18 protein-coding genes and 1 pseudogene are annotated in these 15559 nt (G+C 41.8%); 6 read left to right on the top strand and 13 right to left on the bottom strand.

The annotated features are described in order from the left end of the window. Window positions 1-189 precede the first annotated feature (189 nt). On the bottom strand, window positions 190-1443 hold the full coding sequence (locus tag F7734_RS37405) for a glycoside hydrolase family 10 protein (RefSeq protein WP_155749518.1): 1254 nt from the start codon (window positions 1441-1443) through the stop codon (window positions 190-192). A 271-nt stretch (window positions 1444-1714) separates the two neighbouring features. On the opposite strand from F7734_RS37405, the gene F7734_RS37400 reads away from it, so the two are divergent. Further along, a complete protein-coding gene (locus F7734_RS37400; protein WP_155749524.1) occupies window positions 1715-2185 on the top strand; it encodes a hypothetical protein in 471 nt (156 codons plus the stop codon). Here F7734_RS37400 and F7734_RS37395 read toward each other — a convergent pair. Continuing rightward, window positions 2168-2398, bottom strand: a complete 231-nt coding sequence (locus tag F7734_RS37395; RefSeq protein WP_155749517.1) for a hypothetical protein — start codon at window positions 2396-2398, stop codon at window positions 2168-2170. The two genes, F7734_RS37400 and F7734_RS37395, sit on opposite strands and share 18 nt — an antisense overlap. Window positions 2399-2486: 88 nt before the next feature. Here F7734_RS37395 and F7734_RS37390 point away from each other — a divergent pair, with 88 nt between their 5' ends. After that, the gene (locus tag F7734_RS37390; protein ID WP_243147304.1) at window positions 2487-4130 is read left to right on the top strand and encodes a hypothetical protein; all 1644 of its coding nucleotides are present in this window, start codon (window positions 2487-2489) and stop codon (window positions 4128-4130) included. Between the two features lie 370 nt (window positions 4131-4500). Here F7734_RS37390 and F7734_RS37385 read toward each other — a convergent pair whose 3' ends face one another. Then, window positions 4501-5619, bottom strand: a complete 1119-nt coding sequence (locus F7734_RS37385; protein ID WP_243147303.1) for an RRXRR domain-containing protein — start codon at window positions 5617-5619, stop codon at window positions 4501-4503. 497 nt (window positions 5620-6116) lie between these two features. On the opposite strand from F7734_RS37385, the gene F7734_RS37380 reads away from it, so the two are divergent. After that, window positions 6117-6719 (top strand): gamma-glutamylcyclotransferase, encoded by a 603-nt coding sequence (locus tag F7734_RS37380; RefSeq protein WP_155749515.1) that lies wholly within the window; start codon window positions 6117-6119, stop codon window positions 6717-6719. Between the two features lie 2 nt (window positions 6720-6721). On the opposite strand, the gene F7734_RS37375 is transcribed toward F7734_RS37380, so the two are convergent. From F7734_RS37375 to F7734_RS37365, 3 genes are read right to left on the bottom strand one after another with little or no spacing between them, the layout of a single operon-like run. Continuing rightward, window positions 6722-7174, bottom strand: coding sequence for a response regulator (locus F7734_RS37375; RefSeq protein WP_155749514.1), 453 nt, complete (start codon window positions 7172-7174; stop codon window positions 6722-6724). A 49-nt stretch (window positions 7175-7223) separates the two neighbouring features. Continuing rightward, on the bottom strand, window positions 7224-7676 hold the full coding sequence (locus F7734_RS37370) for a response regulator (protein ID WP_166482395.1): 453 nt from the start codon (window positions 7674-7676) through the stop codon (window positions 7224-7226). Continuing rightward, complete coding sequence (locus F7734_RS37365) at window positions 7673-9814, bottom strand: ATP-binding protein (protein WP_155749513.1); 2142 nt, start codon at window positions 9812-9814, stop codon at window positions 7673-7675. Before F7734_RS37365 ends, F7734_RS37370 begins: the two co-directional genes overlap by 4 nt. A 260-nt stretch (window positions 9815-10074) precedes the next feature. Here F7734_RS37365 and F7734_RS37360 point away from each other — a divergent pair, with 260 nt between their 5' ends. Beyond that, a complete protein-coding gene (locus tag F7734_RS37360) occupies window positions 10075-10743 on the top strand; it encodes a selenium-binding protein SBP56-related protein (RefSeq protein WP_155749512.1) in 669 nt (222 codons plus the stop codon). 61 nt (window positions 10744-10804) lie between these two features. Here F7734_RS37360 and F7734_RS37355 read toward each other — a convergent pair whose 3' ends face one another. The 3 genes from F7734_RS37355 to F7734_RS37345 all read right to left on the bottom strand — a co-directional run bounded on the left by F7734_RS37355 (window position 10805) and on the right by F7734_RS37345 (window position 12800). Beyond that, window positions 10805-11158 (bottom strand): hypothetical protein, encoded by a 354-nt coding sequence (locus F7734_RS37355; protein ID WP_155749511.1) that lies wholly within the window; start codon window positions 11156-11158, stop codon window positions 10805-10807. A 441-nt stretch (window positions 11159-11599) separates the two neighbouring features. Then, window positions 11600-12484 carry a DUF4384 domain-containing protein gene (locus F7734_RS37350; protein ID WP_347566349.1) on the bottom strand — a complete coding sequence of 295 codons (885 nt, stop codon included), beginning with the start codon at window positions 12482-12484 and terminating at the stop codon, window positions 11600-11602. 115 nt (window positions 12485-12599) lie between these two features. After that, entirely contained in the window at window positions 12600-12800 is a 201-nt protein-coding gene (locus F7734_RS37345) for a type II toxin-antitoxin system VapB family antitoxin (RefSeq protein ID WP_155749510.1), read from the bottom strand. Window positions 12801-13260: 460 nt separating this feature from the next. On the opposite strand from F7734_RS37345, the gene F7734_RS37340 reads away from it, so the two are divergent. Together F7734_RS37340 and F7734_RS37335 are read left to right on the top strand one after the other, a co-directional pair. Continuing rightward, a complete protein-coding gene (locus F7734_RS37340) occupies window positions 13261-13533 on the top strand; it encodes a hypothetical protein (RefSeq protein WP_155749522.1) in 273 nt (90 codons plus the stop codon). Window positions 13534-13544: 11 nt separating this feature from the next. Beyond that, window positions 13545-13760: a hypothetical protein gene (locus F7734_RS37335; protein WP_207714304.1), complete on the top strand. Its 216-nt coding sequence runs from the start codon at window positions 13545-13547 to the stop codon at window positions 13758-13760. 645 nt (window positions 13761-14405) lie between these two features. On the opposite strand, the gene F7734_RS37330 is transcribed toward F7734_RS37335, so the two are convergent. The 4 genes and pseudogenes from F7734_RS37330 to F7734_RS37315 all read right to left on the bottom strand — a co-directional run. After that, complete coding sequence (locus tag F7734_RS37330) at window positions 14406-14672, bottom strand: Txe/YoeB family addiction module toxin (protein WP_155749509.1); 267 nt, start codon at window positions 14670-14672, stop codon at window positions 14406-14408. Further along, window positions 14666-14914 (bottom strand): type II toxin-antitoxin system Phd/YefM family antitoxin, encoded by a 249-nt coding sequence (locus tag F7734_RS37325; RefSeq protein ID WP_155749508.1) that lies wholly within the window; start codon window positions 14912-14914, stop codon window positions 14666-14668. The genes F7734_RS37330 and F7734_RS37325 overlap by 7 nt, the downstream gene beginning before the upstream one ends. Before the next feature lie 104 nt (window positions 14915-15018). After that, window positions 15019-15219, bottom strand: a complete 201-nt coding sequence (locus F7734_RS37320; RefSeq protein WP_155749507.1) for a hypothetical protein — start codon at window positions 15217-15219, stop codon at window positions 15019-15021. Between the two features lie 45 nt (window positions 15220-15264). Beyond that, window positions 15265-15538 (bottom strand): annotated as a pseudogene (locus F7734_RS37315) (serine/threonine protein kinase); the annotation flags it as partial. Window positions 15539-15559 lie beyond the last annotated feature (21 nt).

The raw sequence follows: 15559 nt of genomic DNA, 5'->3' as shown, positions 1-15559 counted from the left end.
CCCCTAACTCCTGCTTTAGCCTGACGTTTGGGAAATGGGTAAGAATTATGAATTATGAATTATAAGTTATGAATAATGAATTATGAGTTATGAATTATGAATTATGAGTTATGAATTGTATATTCATAATTCAGCATTAATAATCCATTAATTTCTCATTCAGCATTCATAATTCATAATTCATAATTTCTATGGTTTCCACCCAGCAAGCAAATTTGGGTAGGCAACAGGTTGAGGAAAGATATTTTTAAAAGCTAACTGTCGCTGTTGCGGCTTTTCACTAGCCATGTTCCAGAGGGTTTCATAGAAAAAGAAGGAAACTCCAGCAAACTTGCGTTCTCTCACTTTTTGTACTTGAGTCTGTATTTGTCGCAAGGGAACGTATTTGCCTTTCAATCCAGTAATAATTCCAATACTTACAGGAATGTGACTTCGGGCTGTTTTGACTTCTGGGTATTCTAATTCGCTAACAAAGACATTTAGGTCATTGCGATAGACTTGGATAACTAAATCTTCAACTAGCCCCATCCTTTCCCAACGCGCCCAATCTGCTAGGAAAAATTCGTAAGAGAAGCGTTGGGGATTTGGTGCTACTGAAACCAAGCATTTTTTCTTAGCTGCTTTGATAGCTGTAAAAACGCGTTTCATGTAGTCAGTAATTTTATTTGCTCTCCACTGTACCCATTCAGGGTCTTTTGAATTTTCTGGAGGAGCTTTTCCATTATGCTCTTTTTTGTACAATGCCACTGTATAGGGATCGTATCCCAATTCCGATGGTAAGCCAAAGTGATCGTCGAATTGAATGCCGTCAATATCATAGTTTTTAACGACTTCAACGATTAAATCTTGTGTAAATTGTTGCACCTCTGGAAGAAAGGGATTTAACCAAACTCGGTCATGGGTGCCTTCTTTCCAAATCTTGCTGCCATCTCGACGACTTGTAAGCCACTGCGGACGATTTTTGGCTAATTGTGAATCGGCTGGTGCCATAAAGCCAAACTCAAACCAGGGAATGACTGTTAAGCCTTTTCTATGACCGCCTTCAACAACTTCCTCGAGCATATCTCGACCTTGCAGTCCGGGGACTGGGTCTAGCGATCGCCCAATAACTTTTTGTGCTACCTTACTCGGATACAGGGTGTAACCCCAATTCCAAATAGTAGGATACACCGTATTGAAGTTTAAGTTTTTCAGAGTTTGCAGAGCACCTTGAAGCCGATTGCGATCGAACAACACGTCACTATCTATATTAGTTAACCAAACACCACGTAACTCAAATCTCTGCGAACGAAAATTATTTTGAGCGGATGCGGGAACTGACAACATCACCACCGTTACGACACTTAAAGCAACTAAGACTGAAAATAGTCCTCGGTTTATGCGAGACGACTTTAACCGTATAAATACTGTATTACACGAGTTAATTAAAAAGTTGTTTCTCATTGATTTTCTACTAACCATTATTTTTTTATCAATTGTTAAGTTTTGTTCCTATTACGAAATCCCTTATTTCTGTTGTGTATTTTAAGCTTGTAACAACATAAATTTGAATCAGTGTATGAGGTTAACACCTGTGCTTATTTTTTTTAAACCTTAGGAAGATTTACGCTTTTATAACGTTATTTTTCATACAAAATATTCAGTGCTTACCTAAATGTGGTTGAGATATTTTACTGGTAAATTTAGCTTATTAAAACACAATTTGGAACAGTCAATGATCGGCTTAGCTCATTCACAAGACAATAAAGTAAACGTTACAGTTCCCATTCAGAGGCTTGTTAGAGCAATTCAGGTTTCTCAAGGAGAGTTTTTATTGCTCTTAGCCTGCTGTCACTCCACTGTCAAGCAGACACAAATACTCCATTTATTAAAAGAATTTTGCCCGACAGAAATTAAAGAAATCGCTCTTCCACCTGCTTCTGAAACATTTTATACAACTGTGACCGAGCTACTTGGTTCTGCTCGACCTCAAGCTTTGATAGTCAAAGGTTTAGAATCGGTGGTTGCGATCGATCAACTACTAGTTTCAACAAACATAATGCGAGACGAGTTGCGAAAACGGTTTCAATACCCCTTGGTGCTGTGGGTTAATGATGAAATTTTACAAAAGCTCGTTTGGCTTGCGCCGGATCTGAAAAATTGGGCAGCTTGCACCATTAGATTCGATCTACCTGACGAGCAGTAACCGAGAAACTGTAGGGAATTGGTTGGTTGGCTGGGCTGTAATTGATAACTGAAAAACGTAAGGAACAAATAGCAAGTTCCCTTGCGTCCATAGCGATATCTGGTTGAGAAGATAAACAATACTGCTATCTCCAAGAGCGCTGCTGTGAGATGTCTGGATTTTCAACTGATAGCTACCAGTTATTAGTTTGCGCTTTTTGACTAATAACCACATAAAAGCAAGTAGGCGTTACGTGAAACGTCTCGACAATGATTATTGCTCGAATACTACCATGAGACACATCCCTAAAATTTATAATACCATGAAACAAGGGCAGATTGTAACTGCCTTAGTATTATCTAGTATTTTGTCTGTTGGAGGAGCGATCGCAGTGCCTGAAGGTGTAACTGCGTCTCCAGCAAAGGTTTCTGTAGCAAAATCAAATAAATCTCTAAAGCAAAATACTAAAAATAACGACCTGCCAACTTCAGTAGCTTCCGCAGTTAAGCGAGATGTCGCCAGTAAAAATCGCATCCCTATTAAAAATCTAGAAATCATTGATTACAGCCCGCGTATTTGGCGTAATGGATGCCTGGATTTACCCACCTCTAATGAACTTTGCACCCAAGCCAGAGTCCCTGGTTGGCAAGTCATCCTTTCTGATGGCAACCAAAACTGGACTTACCACACCAATAGCACCGGGCGTAACATCCGTTTGGCAAAGCAAGTTCAAAGTAAATTGCCAAATTCTGTCAAAAATGCCGTTCTACAAACTGCATCCAGACGCTTGGAATTACCAGTTGAGGAATTGGCAATTGTTCAAGTTGACAAAAGAACTTGGGACAATGGTTGTTTGAATTTAGCAAGGTCAGGTGAAACCTGTGCTCAAGCTGTAGTACCTGGTTGGCGTTTAGTTGTGAATGCAGCAGAACAAAGGTTGGTTTATCATACCAATACAACAGGTTCTGTTGTTAGGCTCAATCAAAGGGAAAGCAACATCGCAGGTGTGAGATTACCTCAAAGAGTCAGCAATGTTGTGTTGGAAGCTGCGTCGAATTATACAGGATTGGCAATTTCTCAACTACGCATTGTTAACGCCGAACAAGTGATGACTGATGGTTGTTTGAATCTGCCTCGTCCTGGTGAGACTTGTACCGAAGTTGGTATAAGAGCTTGGAAAGTGAGCGTAGCAACTGGTAGAGAAACTTTAGTATTCCATGCTCATCCCAATGGAGGAGAAGTTAGGCTAGACAACCAACAGTACAGTGAAACACCCAATGTTAATCTACCAAGACGTCTTGCTGAGAGAATTTTAGTGAGAGCATCAGAGCGTTCTGGATTACCAGTTTCACAGTTGCGGATAGTTGAAGTTGATAGACAGCAGTGGCCTGATAGTTGTTTGGGTATACCAGACCCGCTTGCTTTGTGTGCAGCAACTATTGTACCTGGTTGGAGAGTCACTGTGAGTGATGGTCAACAGGTTTTGATTTACCGTGTTGGGGAATCTGGTACTGCAATCTTTGATGAAAGAGCGAGCGCAATTGCTAATAACAATGGATTTCAACCCGTTCCAATACCACGCAGTGAATTGCCAAGACCGTTGGAACGCGGTATTGTTTTCCGACAAATTGCGACTGGTGGTATCGCTGGTAGAACCTATGAAACAGTTTTACTGGATGACGGGAGTTTAATTCGCGTTCGGATTGGTGATGCGAATGACTCCGAACGTAGCGTCCATCGCATTCCTTTGGAACAGGTACGGAGGTTTCAGCAGTTACTCAGGCAAGAAAGGGATGTGTTCAATAATTTGGACTATCCAGCAACTAGAGGTGGTGCTGATTACATTACTTATACTTTGACTAGCCCTAGGGGTTCTGTACGGTATAGTGACATCTCTCAAAACAGTTTGCCTGAAGATTTACGGCTTGTAGTTAGGGCTTGGACTCAGATGAATCGGGTTTACTGATTTTTTGCTACTTCGTTGCGTATCCCTCGTTCCCAGGCTGAGCCTGGGAATGCATCTTTTGAGGCTCTGCCTCAACTAGATCGGGCAGGAGTCCCAGACTGAATTCTGTACTCGAATCAGTGTGGGAGGAATGCCCGGTTTAAATTGTTGCGTCCTTCGACTGAATTCCAACTTGATTGAGAACTTGGAGGAGGACAGCGACAATTTAAACAATCTCCGGGGTTTGGGTCTGACACGTAGAAAAAAGAGCCAGCCTTGGGTTGGTTAATCTGTCTTCATAGTCGCGTACCTGTAGTAATAAGGCTGGCTCTTTTTTCAGGGGACAATGAAAGGGCTACGACACATAAACGCGTACTCCTTCTTACAAGCGTTACTGAGGACGGAGAAAATTGACCGATGCGTGACCAATTGTGGTCATAGATAGATCTTTTTTTGTTTTACCAGTATTTGTAAAACCACCTATCCACCCGTAAACGACATTCTTGTTGTCAGTAGTTTTAACGTAATCGCCAGACCTAAACCCAAAGGGCGTAATTGTTCCGCCAAGACGTGTTAATACACCCCCTTTTGAACGGTTTTCTTGATACAGTTTTCGTCTGAACAACTTCGGGCGAGTCATCACCAAGAATGGTGCAGGAGTTATCACGCACTCGCCCACCCAATGATGCCCGTAGGTATTAGTAGTATGAAATTTCTTGTACTCTATGAAAGCGCTTGATGCAAGGGCAATAGCGTCATTTGCATGAGTCTCAGGAGTTTGGTTAGACTTGTCTAGTTTATCTTTTACAAGCCCTAATTGGTTGCGGTATTTTTCAGTATCCCGTGAATCAACCTCCACTACTGGGGCAATGCTAGAAGCTTGCTTTCTGAACCATTCTTGCCCAACGGTCACAGGTGAAATGCCTTTACCATTTTTCTTGGTATTGCCTCCACAGGCTTCGTCTCTAATTTCTGAAATGGGAAGGATTTGTGACATTTCTGTGAGAATCCTCAGCTCCATTTCTCTGTTAGCTCTTACACTAGGTGGGAGCTTGTTTTGTCTGCGATTAGAGAATCTTTTCTGGCGATGGTTCCTCAGCTTAAAAGGTTTCTTGCGGTCAATTCTTTGACCTCTGCGAGTGCGTCTTAGTTCGGCACGCTTTGCCATCTTTCCGGTTACTGACTGACGGTCTTTACTATTCTTTTTAGATTTATAAAAACCAGGCAGACAAACGTGAAAAATGGCAATGGTTGCTAGCTTACTTTGAAAAGCTAAACCTGTAAACGCTTTCCCCCTATCAGTTCCTGCTACTACTTCTTGTGTTTTGTAGCCAGATGGTTCGCATAACAATTGAACGTAAAATACCCCTACTTGATTGCGCTTACCAACTGCTTTTCCAGACTGAATCCATTTACGCCCTCTCGCTGGTGTCGTTGGCATTAAGGGCAAGCCATTTGGTGACACAACTGGGACGCGAGTTACTACTTGATTTTTCTTTTTTGGCTTCATGGAGATAACCCAATTGCTTGTATTTATTACCTTCGTAAGTCCCTTTGCTCATTCCAGTAGGCGTATTTCTCTTTTCCACAAGAGCCAGCTATGTCATCCGAACTAGGGAAATATTCGGAGGTAGCAAACTACTGAAACTCAGAACCTGGTCATAACGAGATTTTGTCTCTCCCAAGTGAGCGTAACCAACTGTTACCCCTGCCTATTGGAAGCCTGAACCAAGTTCAGGTTTTCGGCAAGCCCACACTGTACCCCGAAGGCTGTCAGTGTGGGTAGTTGACGCCTAGAGGGTAGGGTGGGCTATACTGCACGTTTAAGGTTGATTGGCTTTAGCCCTACCTACTTGACTGGAGGCGGAGCCTCCGGTCAGGCATTCCCAGGCGGAGCCTGGGAACGAGAATGCTGAGTATGCAAAATACGGTTAATCTATCAAATATGTAAAGAATTAAGTAGAATCGGGTAACATAATATATTAATAGTTAATAATACTTGAAAAAATGAGCAACCAATCTGGACACGTTCATTACAGTTGGGTACAGACTTATAATTATGACAATATAGCTGCGGTACCGCAACAGGTACAAGCGAACGAATCAACGTTTTATTACTTTGCTTATGGTTCGTGTATGTGTCCTGTTGATTTAAAACGCTCTCTTGGTGAAAAAACGCATCCCTATGCGATCGGTCCTGGTATATTAGAGGGATATCGATTGGGGTTTTATCGCGTGTCTCCAACTCGCAATTGCGGTGTTTTGGATGTGGTAAAAGACTCTAAAACTAGTGTTAGAGGTGTGCTTTATCAATTACCTTGGCGCTTGAGCGATCGCTTGGATAAGCGAGAAGATGTACCACAAGGTGGTTACCGTCACGAATATGTGGATATTCACTGTGAAGGAAAAGTATACAAAAATGTCCGTACCTATGTTGTCGTTGATAAGCTTTCAGAAGAAGTTGCTCCTAACGACTGGTATTTTAATATCGTCCTCCGGGGTGCTGTCACTTGCGGCTTACCAGAAGAGTATTGCTGGAGTCTCTTTCACCATATGTATAAATTACAACAACGCCATCAAGGACGGTGCAGCGATCGCTTAGCGTTATGAAACTAAGAGTTCTCTGATTTTTCAGCACCATGAGTGTAGATGCCAAGTCCAGACAAAACTTCAGCTAAAGTATTTGCCTCGACAGGTTTGAGTAAATAAAAGTCAATGCCCAAGTCATAAGCACGAGGCAAATCCCGATTGCCAAAAGCAGTCAGAGCTATAATGGGTAAATCATTAAATTGTGGTTGTTTTTTTACCCATTTAAGCAAATCCAAACCTGACATACCGGGAAGTCTTAAATCCAGAACAATCAAAACGGGTAGGGGGTACACTGCTCGTTCTTGATATGGTTCAGATCCCTGCAAATAACAGATTGCATCTTCTGCTGTTTTGACAACATGAAGAGCAAATTCTTCTTGATTAATCTGACCAAATGCTCTTTGAAGGAGAAATTGGTCAGACAATTCGTCTTCTACAACTAAAACAGTCTTTTTCTGTAATGTTATCCCTGCCATTGACCGCTCACCTTAATACCTTCTCAGTAAAGGTTGCCACATTTTGTTGCTAATCGGCTCTAGCATAGGGTGATCGATTGAGGGTAACCCAATAAGTTCCAATTGCCTGGATCATTTCTAGTAAAGTATTGAAGTCAATAGGCTTAGTCAAATAAGAATTAGCTCCGAGAGCATACGCACGATCTATATCTACTTGTTCCTCAGAAGATGTCAAGACTACTACCGGCAAGTGCTTGACTGTTGATTCTCTCAGCCAACCAAGAACTTCAAAACCAGAAAGTCGGGGGAGTTTGAGATCTAGTAACATGAGCACGGGTAAGGGATAGCGCAAGCGATCCTCATAAGGCGCTTCTCCACTTAAATAAAGCACTGCCTGTTCCCCATCGTTAACCACTTCTAGAGCGATCGGCAAATTAGCTTTACGTACAGCTCTTTGCAATCTAAAAACATCAGCCGGTTCATCTTCCACAAGTAAAATTGTGACATTATTTGGACTGTTCACTGTTTCACCGCCTTAAATTTAACCCAAAAACGACTTCCTTGGTTGGGTACTGAATCCACTCCAGCCCATCCTCCCAAGCGTTCTGCACCTTTCCGCACAATAGCCAATCCAATTCCCGTTCCTGAGAAAATTTCCCAACTGTGCAGCCGCTCAAAAACTCCAAAAATCCGCTCCTGATACTGCGGCTCAATTCCAATTCCGTTATCTTCAATCCACAAGCGCACTCGTTCACCTTCCTCTTCTGCCCAAATACGTATTTGAGGTTTGACCCCAACCGCCACAAATTTAGCAGCATTTGATAATAAGTTAACAACTATTTGAAGTACAGTACCATGGTGACCGATGACAGCAGGTAATGGTTGTTCAACTTTGAGATTGGCTTCTCGTTTGCGTAGCTCCGATGTTAACAGGGTTTTAGCGTCTTCAACTACCTGTAGCAAATTGACTGGAACCAGTTTAATTTCTTCACGGCTCAAACGACTATAAGTGAGTAAATCGTGAACTAAAGCGCTCATGCGTTCCGTACCAGTAAAAATACTTTGGATGTAACTTTTTCCTACTTCATCCAGTCCATCCCCGTAATCTTCTAGTAAAGCTAAAGCATAACCCTGTATTCCCCTCAAAGGTGCTTTCAAATCGTGAGCAACAGTGTACGAGAAAGCTTCGAGATCCTCATTGGCTTTTTCAAGTTGAGCAGTACGTTCTTCAACCCGACGCTCTAGAGTTTCATTCAGTTCGCGGATTTTTTCCTCAGCTTTTTTGCGCTCGGTAATATCTGTTGCAATGCCACATACTGCATAAGGTGTATTCCCATCCAACAGAGGGAATTTTATAGAGATATAAGTGTGCAACCCATCATCTTGCGGGATAATTTCTTCCCGCTCAATCGGCTTTTTTAAGGCAAGTACCTCTCGGTCATTCTCCAGCACCGCCTTAGCAACATCAGAGGGAAAAAAATCATAGTCTGTCTTACCTCGCATCTGTTCTCGTGAAACATGAAACAACCGCTCAAAAGTTCGATTGACTGTAATAAACTTTCCCTCAGTATCTTTGAGAAAAATGACTGCTGTTGTTTCATCCAAAATAGCTTGCATGCGGGATTCACTCTCTTTCAATGCTGCTTCTGTACGCTGACGTTCGGCTATTTCCTGAGTTAGGAGAGCGTTCGTTTCTCGAAGTGCTGCAGTACGCTGCAAAACTTGAATTTCTAACTTATCATTAGCTCTTTGCAGTGCCTTATCAGCTGCTTGGCGTTGAAGATCAATTTTATGTAGTAAATTAGCATTCCACCAAATAACAGTCACCAAGATAAGAACCATGAGCACGGCGTAGATTGAAGTTCCAAATGCTGGTTGAAAAAGACCTATGCGTTCGGAGAAAATTCTGAACCACCCTAAGACCAATGGAATTACAATTGCCGTGGGTATAAGATGACGCGCAATAACTCCCCCAATACTTTCAGATGTTATAACGCGCACTAATCCTTGTTGGGGGTAAATAAAGAGAATGCCCAAGTTCAGCATAAGGAAGCAGATGGGTGTGTGTACTGCCATCTGCGTATACATTTTCAGATTAATAATTGGTTGGACTTGATAAAGATAAGCGACAAACCCTTGAGCCGCAATGAGACTGTTCAACAAAGCGAAAACTTGAGCAGTACGTCTCTGGCGTACAAATGCCTTGCTCTCTGTTGTTCCTCCAGCGAGCCATAAAGCAATGCCTACCAAAACAAAGCTAAAGGCAGTGAGTGGTGACATTCTTCCTGGATGAGATGTGGCGACTGCACTATGAGCTTCAGTAAAGAGCAACTGGTCAATACCCAGATCGCATCCAAACAAATACTCACTAAGTGTACTTAGTCCGATAAGGAATACGATGAAGCTGCATAGACGAGAAATAAGACGCAGTTTCCGAGATGTTGGTTGTGCCAATGGAAATAATGAAGTTCCAGCTAAGACAAATCCCAAAGCAGTGTTCGTCTTCATAGTCACTAAACCAGGTAGAACACTTTTTAAAACAGCTATGTCTAAAACCCAACCTATTAGTACCAAACACCCAACGCTAACAACTAAAGCACCTGCAACCCTTACAAAACCTCGACTGGGGGCAGCCAGAAGTGAAGTCAGTTGACCAATCAAGTTCTTCCTCTCCTTTCTTTACCCAACACTATCCCCCACATATGTACAAGGTGTGGCAATTCTACTGCAATATCATCTATCTTAGGTAGAAAAAATTATTTATGTGTATCATTCGTATTTTTAAAACGTAAATCTATATAATTACCGTATTTTTTCACCTGGATGACTTGTAATGGTGTAATTTTTAATAGACTGCTCTGAAATGAACAGTATATTTACTCATTGACATTGTCAAGTCACTTGTTGGAGAAAATAAAAATATGGCTCATGCTTGCTGCGGTCCCGGCTACGCTTCTCCAGAAGTAGCAATGAAAGCAGAACGCGAAAAAATTCTCTATACCATCGCACTGTATACAGGTACGGGAATTGAAGAACCAGATTACTTGGCAACTATAGACGTCGATCCAGATTCTTCTACGTATTCTCAAGTTATTCATCGCTTACCAATGCCTTATATTGGAGATGAATTGCATCATTTTGGTTGGAACACTTGTAGTTCATGCCACAATGACACAAGTAAATCGCGTCGGTTTTTGGTGATCCCAGGTATACGTTCTAGCAGAATTTACATTGTTGACACGGCAGATGCCAAAGCACCCGAAATCCATAAAGTCATTGAACCTGAAGAAATTCGCGAAAAAACTAACCTCACTGCTCCCCATACGGTACACTGCTTAGCCGATGGTCATGTTATGGTTTCCATGCTTGGCGATCGCGAAGGTAACGGTCCTGGTGGTTTTCTATTGCTAGATGAAAACTTTGACATTGCAGGTTCATATTTGTTACAAATTGACTGTGACACTGAAAACGGGGGATTAAGAATCAACGAGAATTTCTACGTTGATTTTGGTCAAGAACCCGCAGGTCCGTCTCGCGCCCACGAAATGCGCTATCCGGGTGGCGATAGCACCTCTGATATTTGGGTTTAGTTTGAAAAGGGATGGGTAAGGATGCCCATCCCACAAGAAAAAATTGGGATATTTTTTTTGCTTATCTAATTCTCAAATTCTCTAATTGAAGATTAACAGCGTTGTTATATGCGCGATCGTTTATTACCTGTGGTGACAGCATATTTGACTTAACAGCACTCCGAACAATATCTTCAGCGCTAACTTGTTTGACTTGGTAAGCCATAATCAGAGCACCGTAACCAGGAATGCCTTGGTCTTTAAGGTATCCTTGATAAGCTAAGTGAACGAGATTGAAAGGTTCTATCTGAGTAGCGGATGGTGATGTACCGCTTAACACATTGGTATTTGCCGCCCTGTTTTCGGCTTTAACAATAGGTGCAACTGTGGTAGATAGCAGTAACAGGGATAAGCTACCAAGAATGATACTTTTCATAACAAAGCCAAGGTTGATCTGATGGTTTCATTTTGTCAACCTGTGATAAAAATCCCTTCCATCTCTAGCTAGCTATTGCTAGCTAATCCAACTGGTAGACTTTTTGGAAGTACGTATTCTTTTGGAGAGAAATTTGGTCACGCTTCTTCTCTATGTAAAGGTAGAAGATTACTCCCTTTCTGCCTAAAAATTACCTAATTTAAATGAACCACAAAGACGCAAAGAGCAAGGGAGTCATAATATGTCCGCTTATATACCCTAAATAAAACTCACGCAAAGACGCAAAGGCGCTAAGAAGAAGAGCGGTAAATTGGCGCGTGGTTGTGAGATGATCGGAATCAGAGTGATAGCAGTTAAATAGAGTTTTTTATAAGGCATGGTTGTCATTCCTAGTTAGGAGTTTTCGTTGAGGAGGTGGAGGTTGAACATGAGCGAGCATCTTCAACTAACCACTTCAAATGCGATCGCCATTGCTGCAAGTTTCTTTGTATCCACACCACGCACGTTCGCCGCAAGCTGCACCCCTTCAACATTAATCCCCCCACGAGTACCTGCATCTAAGTCTTCGAGCAGTTTATCTGTAACATCTAAGAATTCGTCATTATTTGCAGAGAGCGGTCCGCGTGTGGTGTTTCCTCTTGTGGCGATTTCTTTAAGAACTTTGAGTGAAGTTCGCAGTGGAGATGTACTAGCAATAATAAGTGCTTCTGTAATTCCTAATGGTTCACCGATAGTCAGTTTAAAGCCATCATTCTCTCCGGGAATTATTTGCTTGTCTCTTGCTGGTAATAAAGCCGCATCTTCAGATGCTGACCAATCATTGGGAAATATGACAGCCATCTCGCCTGCGGCGTCAATGACGAGAATGCTGATGTAAAGCGGAACAGATTCTTTGTTTTCTACTTCAAAAATAACTTGCGTAGCGAGTGGTAATTTGGGAATTTCTCCATCTTTGATATTAATTGGTTTTGCAGGAGTTGCTGTGCTTGCACCTAATGTTTTTGTAAAACCACGAGTAGGAAGGGTTTCACTGACAATTTTTTTGCTACTAGCTATTGTCACCAATGTAGCTCTATTGGCTAAGGAAATACTTGCAATTAACAAATCCGCTCGTCCAATTTTGCGGAGTTTTGATACTGCACGTAAACGCTCAAATTCATCTGCGGCGCTTTGACTGATGGGAACAATTAAAAGTTCTGCTAATAATTCTTCTGTGCGAAACAAAAGCTCTTGTGCCCTTAATAAACTTTCACCGGTTTCTGCTTTAAGCAGATACTCAATGCGTCCGCGCAGCATTTCTGCTTTTGTAATTATGGTAATTCCCACCTCTTAATTTTCAACAGCATTTAACCGGGCAATAACATTTGTATTGCCAGCATAGAGGTGGGTTAGAGTATCAGTATCAAGCAAATACATTGACGTTCCAATTACTCATCAACTTTCATGACTGCTGCCGTTGCTGCTTGTAGTTGTAGTCAGTATCGTAGTCAATTGTACCAAACAGTTCAATCACTTTGAGTTGCTTGCGACGCTGTATGTATTCGTGCAGTGCTAATTCAACTACATCCCGTTCATTTTCTTGATTTCCAACAGCTAGGGCTTCTTGAATGAGAGCCTCATTGATGGGAATATTGATAGCCATGTCAACTCAGAGAGAAACGTAATACTCTAATTATAGATTAGCTGTTTCTAATAAATTAACGCGCAGAAGGCTGAAATCAGAAGCGCATTTGGCAGTGCAGCTCCATATTGAAATTAGGTTGTATTCCCTAACTCCTACGAACTTTACTGTAATGAGATGTGTTTTTTAAGACGAAGCTTATCTTTGAGGGCTTCCAGTCACGCCATCCGACCAGGTCGATCGAGTTTGGCATTTACATTTGAGTTATACGCGATCGTACTGGGAAGAGTTTTGTCCAAAAGTTTTACAAACTCCATTGCATCACGAACCTACTCGTGGAGGCTTATCCGAGTAGTTGAGCAAATTTTGGGCTTTCTCGTTTGGATGGTGAATGCAGGATGATATGGCATATTTCAAATCAGTAGATACAAGATATTATGAAGAAGTTAACAGAAGTAGCTCTGTGATTGGGAGTCAAAGTATGCAAGCAATCCTTTTAAGCCGTGAAGAGGTTGCACGACGTGCAAAGCAACTGTATGAAAGTGAAATCCGCAAACAAGTGGAGGTAGAAGAAAACATCGGCAAGATGGTGATTATCGACATTGAGACAGGTGACTACGAAGTTGATGAAACTGGGCTGAAAGCGGCACGCAATCTGAGCGCAAAGCATCCGTATGCCCGACTTTTTGGCATTTGTATTGGTTACAATGTGGCTGCTTCGTTGGGTGGTGTAATGGAGCGTGTCAGTAAGTGATTTCTGGTATTGTGACGGATAGACATGCGATCGTTGCGTTAACATTTCTTCTCCCAAGTGGCTCAACTTTCCCGATTGAGTTCGTGATAGACACAGGCTTTACTGACTATCTATGTTTGCCACCTGAAGCAGTTCCCTTGCTGGGGTTGCCGTTCTTGTACGATCTCCCTGTAAACTTGGCAGACAACAGCGAAGTCCTAGAGCGCCGATTTAGTAGAAGATATTGACAAATCAGGCATACTGTGTGTAGCAGGACAAGTCACATAGGTAGAGCAAATGTATTGGTTTGATAGCATTGAGAGCCAAGCATTTCATCTGCAAGTCTATTGCAATCAATATCAGTAGAGTTGCATCTTGCACTTCTGGGCACAAACTCCGACAACGTAAAAATATGAGCGATAATGCTACATTCTTGTGGGCAGCTTTTATCGCGCTGAGTCGCGGGATTGAACTTGATACTAAGTCATAAAATAACATCAATTTTCCTGATAGCATTCTGGTGAGTAGACATATCCAGATTTCCCTAAAATTGCCTAACCATTATAATTACCCACCTTCAGACTTCAACCAAAACCGAAAAATCAATATATAGCTAAGGCGATCGCACCATTCTATACAAGAACCGGGTTTTTCAAAATTTTTGTTTCTAACCCGGTTTCTTTAACCTTCAAGGATAAACCAAATTTTTGATGCTTTCAAGCTTTTGCTTTTGCGATAAGCTGAGTACAGCTTGCGCCGAAGCGATCGCAACTTATTCTATAGTGTTAGTGGCTTGAGCAGGGGTGCGATCGTTATACTCTGGTGAGAATTGTCGGGACACGTAATCAATGCTTCCCTTACAAGAAGAACGATCGCGTAACCATAGCAGATTGTTACTCGTAGTGTGTCCACATACTCAAGACAGTCACTATTCGTTCTTTTTCAAGAACTTCATATACAAGCCGATGTTTGATGTTAATGCGCCTTGAATATGCTCCTTGCAAATCTCCTTTCAACTTTTCGTAAGAAGGAGGATTTTCATAGGGATTTTGCTCCAAAATTGCCAGAAGCTCTTCCGTTTTGGACTTGAGTCCTGCTGTGGCTATCTTCTTCGCATCTTTCTGTGCTCGTTTGGTGAAGCGTAATTCCCAGACTACCAATCAAGCTTCTCCTTAGTGACACATTCCTCAACAGGAGTATTCATCCCTTCTAGGAGATCCTCTCGCATACTAGGCACTTGAAGTAAATATAATGTTTCCTGAATTGCATTCCAGTCTTCAAGAGAAATGAGTACCGCTTGATTTTGATTACCAGTGATAATGACTGGTGTGTGAGATTGTACACTATCGTTAATGACAGCATCAAGGTGCTGTTGCGCGTCATTGACATGAATTACGTCCATGTTTTAAACCTCTTTTTAAAGTATTGTATTAGCGTAAACCATCGTTTTCTATAAATGAGGGAGGTATCAAGAGTTCCACCGAACAAAAGCCATTAGCTCAACTACTAAGGTTGCTCACCCGGTAAATTGTCAGGATCGATGCCGAGCGATCGCAAATACTGCGCTAACTTTTCTGCCCGTAATTGTTCCTGTTGTGCCCGTAATTGTTCTTGTTGTGCAAGTTCTTCTGCATCCACAGGTGTATCGTCTGAGCTGGCTAGTTGATCTGTTGTTGGTAAGCCTATTTTGAGATTGGGTGATAGCATAACCGTTATTTGGCTAGCGTTTGGCTTTTCTATTATAGATGACTAAACTAATGTAAAAACTCTCTCACAGATTTTACTGCTCCTTTATCCATATCCGACTCTCCCAGAATTAGACGTTCGGGCTTGATATCACGGTGAATAATTCCTCGGCTGTGGACAAAGCTGAGAACATACAATAGACTCTTGAGTATTTCCCTCACCCCAGTCTCGCTGACTACACCAGAAGTTTCAAGCATCTGAGTTAGGTTTTCCCTTGAATATATTCCTGAACTAAATAAAACAGACATTGTTCGGAAAAATACACATATAAATTTGGAATAAACTTTGGAAAAACCGATAG

Source organism: Scytonema sp. UIC 10036 (assembly GCF_009725235.1).
Note: the sequence above shows the minus strand (reverse complement) of the source record. Positions and strands in the feature narration are given on the sequence as shown.

Coding starts and splice junctions, on each gene's coding strand:
- F7734_RS37340 (WP_155749522.1), top strand. CDS start 13,261: ATGCAAGCAATCCTTTTAAGCCGTGAAGAGGTTGCACGACGTGCAAAG.
- F7734_RS37405 (WP_155749518.1), bottom strand. CDS start 1,443: ATGAGAAACAACTTTTTAATTAACTCGTGTAATACAGTATTTATACGG.
- F7734_RS37380 (WP_155749515.1), top strand. CDS start 6,117: ATGAGCAACCAATCTGGACACGTTCATTACAGTTGGGTACAGACTTAT.
- F7734_RS37325 (WP_155749508.1), bottom strand. CDS start 14,914: ATGGACGTAATTCATGTCAATGACGCGCAACAGCACCTTGATGCTGTC.
- F7734_RS37345 (WP_155749510.1), bottom strand. CDS start 12,800: ATGGCTATCAATATTCCCATCAATGAGGCTCTCATTCAAGAAGCCCTA.
- F7734_RS37355 (WP_155749511.1), bottom strand. CDS start 11,158: ATGAAAAGTATCATTCTTGGTAGCTTATCCCTGTTACTGCTATCTACC.
- F7734_RS37395 (WP_155749517.1), bottom strand. CDS start 2,398: ATGTGGTTATTAGTCAAAAAGCGCAAACTAATAACTGGTAGCTATCAG.
- F7734_RS37375 (WP_155749514.1), bottom strand. CDS start 7,174: ATGGCAGGGATAACATTACAGAAAAAGACTGTTTTAGTTGTAGAAGAC.
- F7734_RS37385 (WP_243147303.1), bottom strand. CDS start 5,619: ATGAAGCCAAAAAAGAAAAATCAAGTAGTAACTCGCGTCCCAGTTGTG.
- F7734_RS37320 (WP_155749507.1), bottom strand. CDS start 15,219: ATGCTATCACCCAATCTCAAAATAGGCTTACCAACAACAGATCAACTA.
- F7734_RS37360 (WP_155749512.1), top strand. CDS start 10,075: ATGGCTCATGCTTGCTGCGGTCCCGGCTACGCTTCTCCAGAAGTAGCA.
- F7734_RS37390 (WP_243147304.1), top strand. CDS start 2,487: ATGAAACAAGGGCAGATTGTAACTGCCTTAGTATTATCTAGTATTTTG.
- F7734_RS37400 (WP_155749524.1), top strand. CDS start 1,715: ATGATCGGCTTAGCTCATTCACAAGACAATAAAGTAAACGTTACAGTT.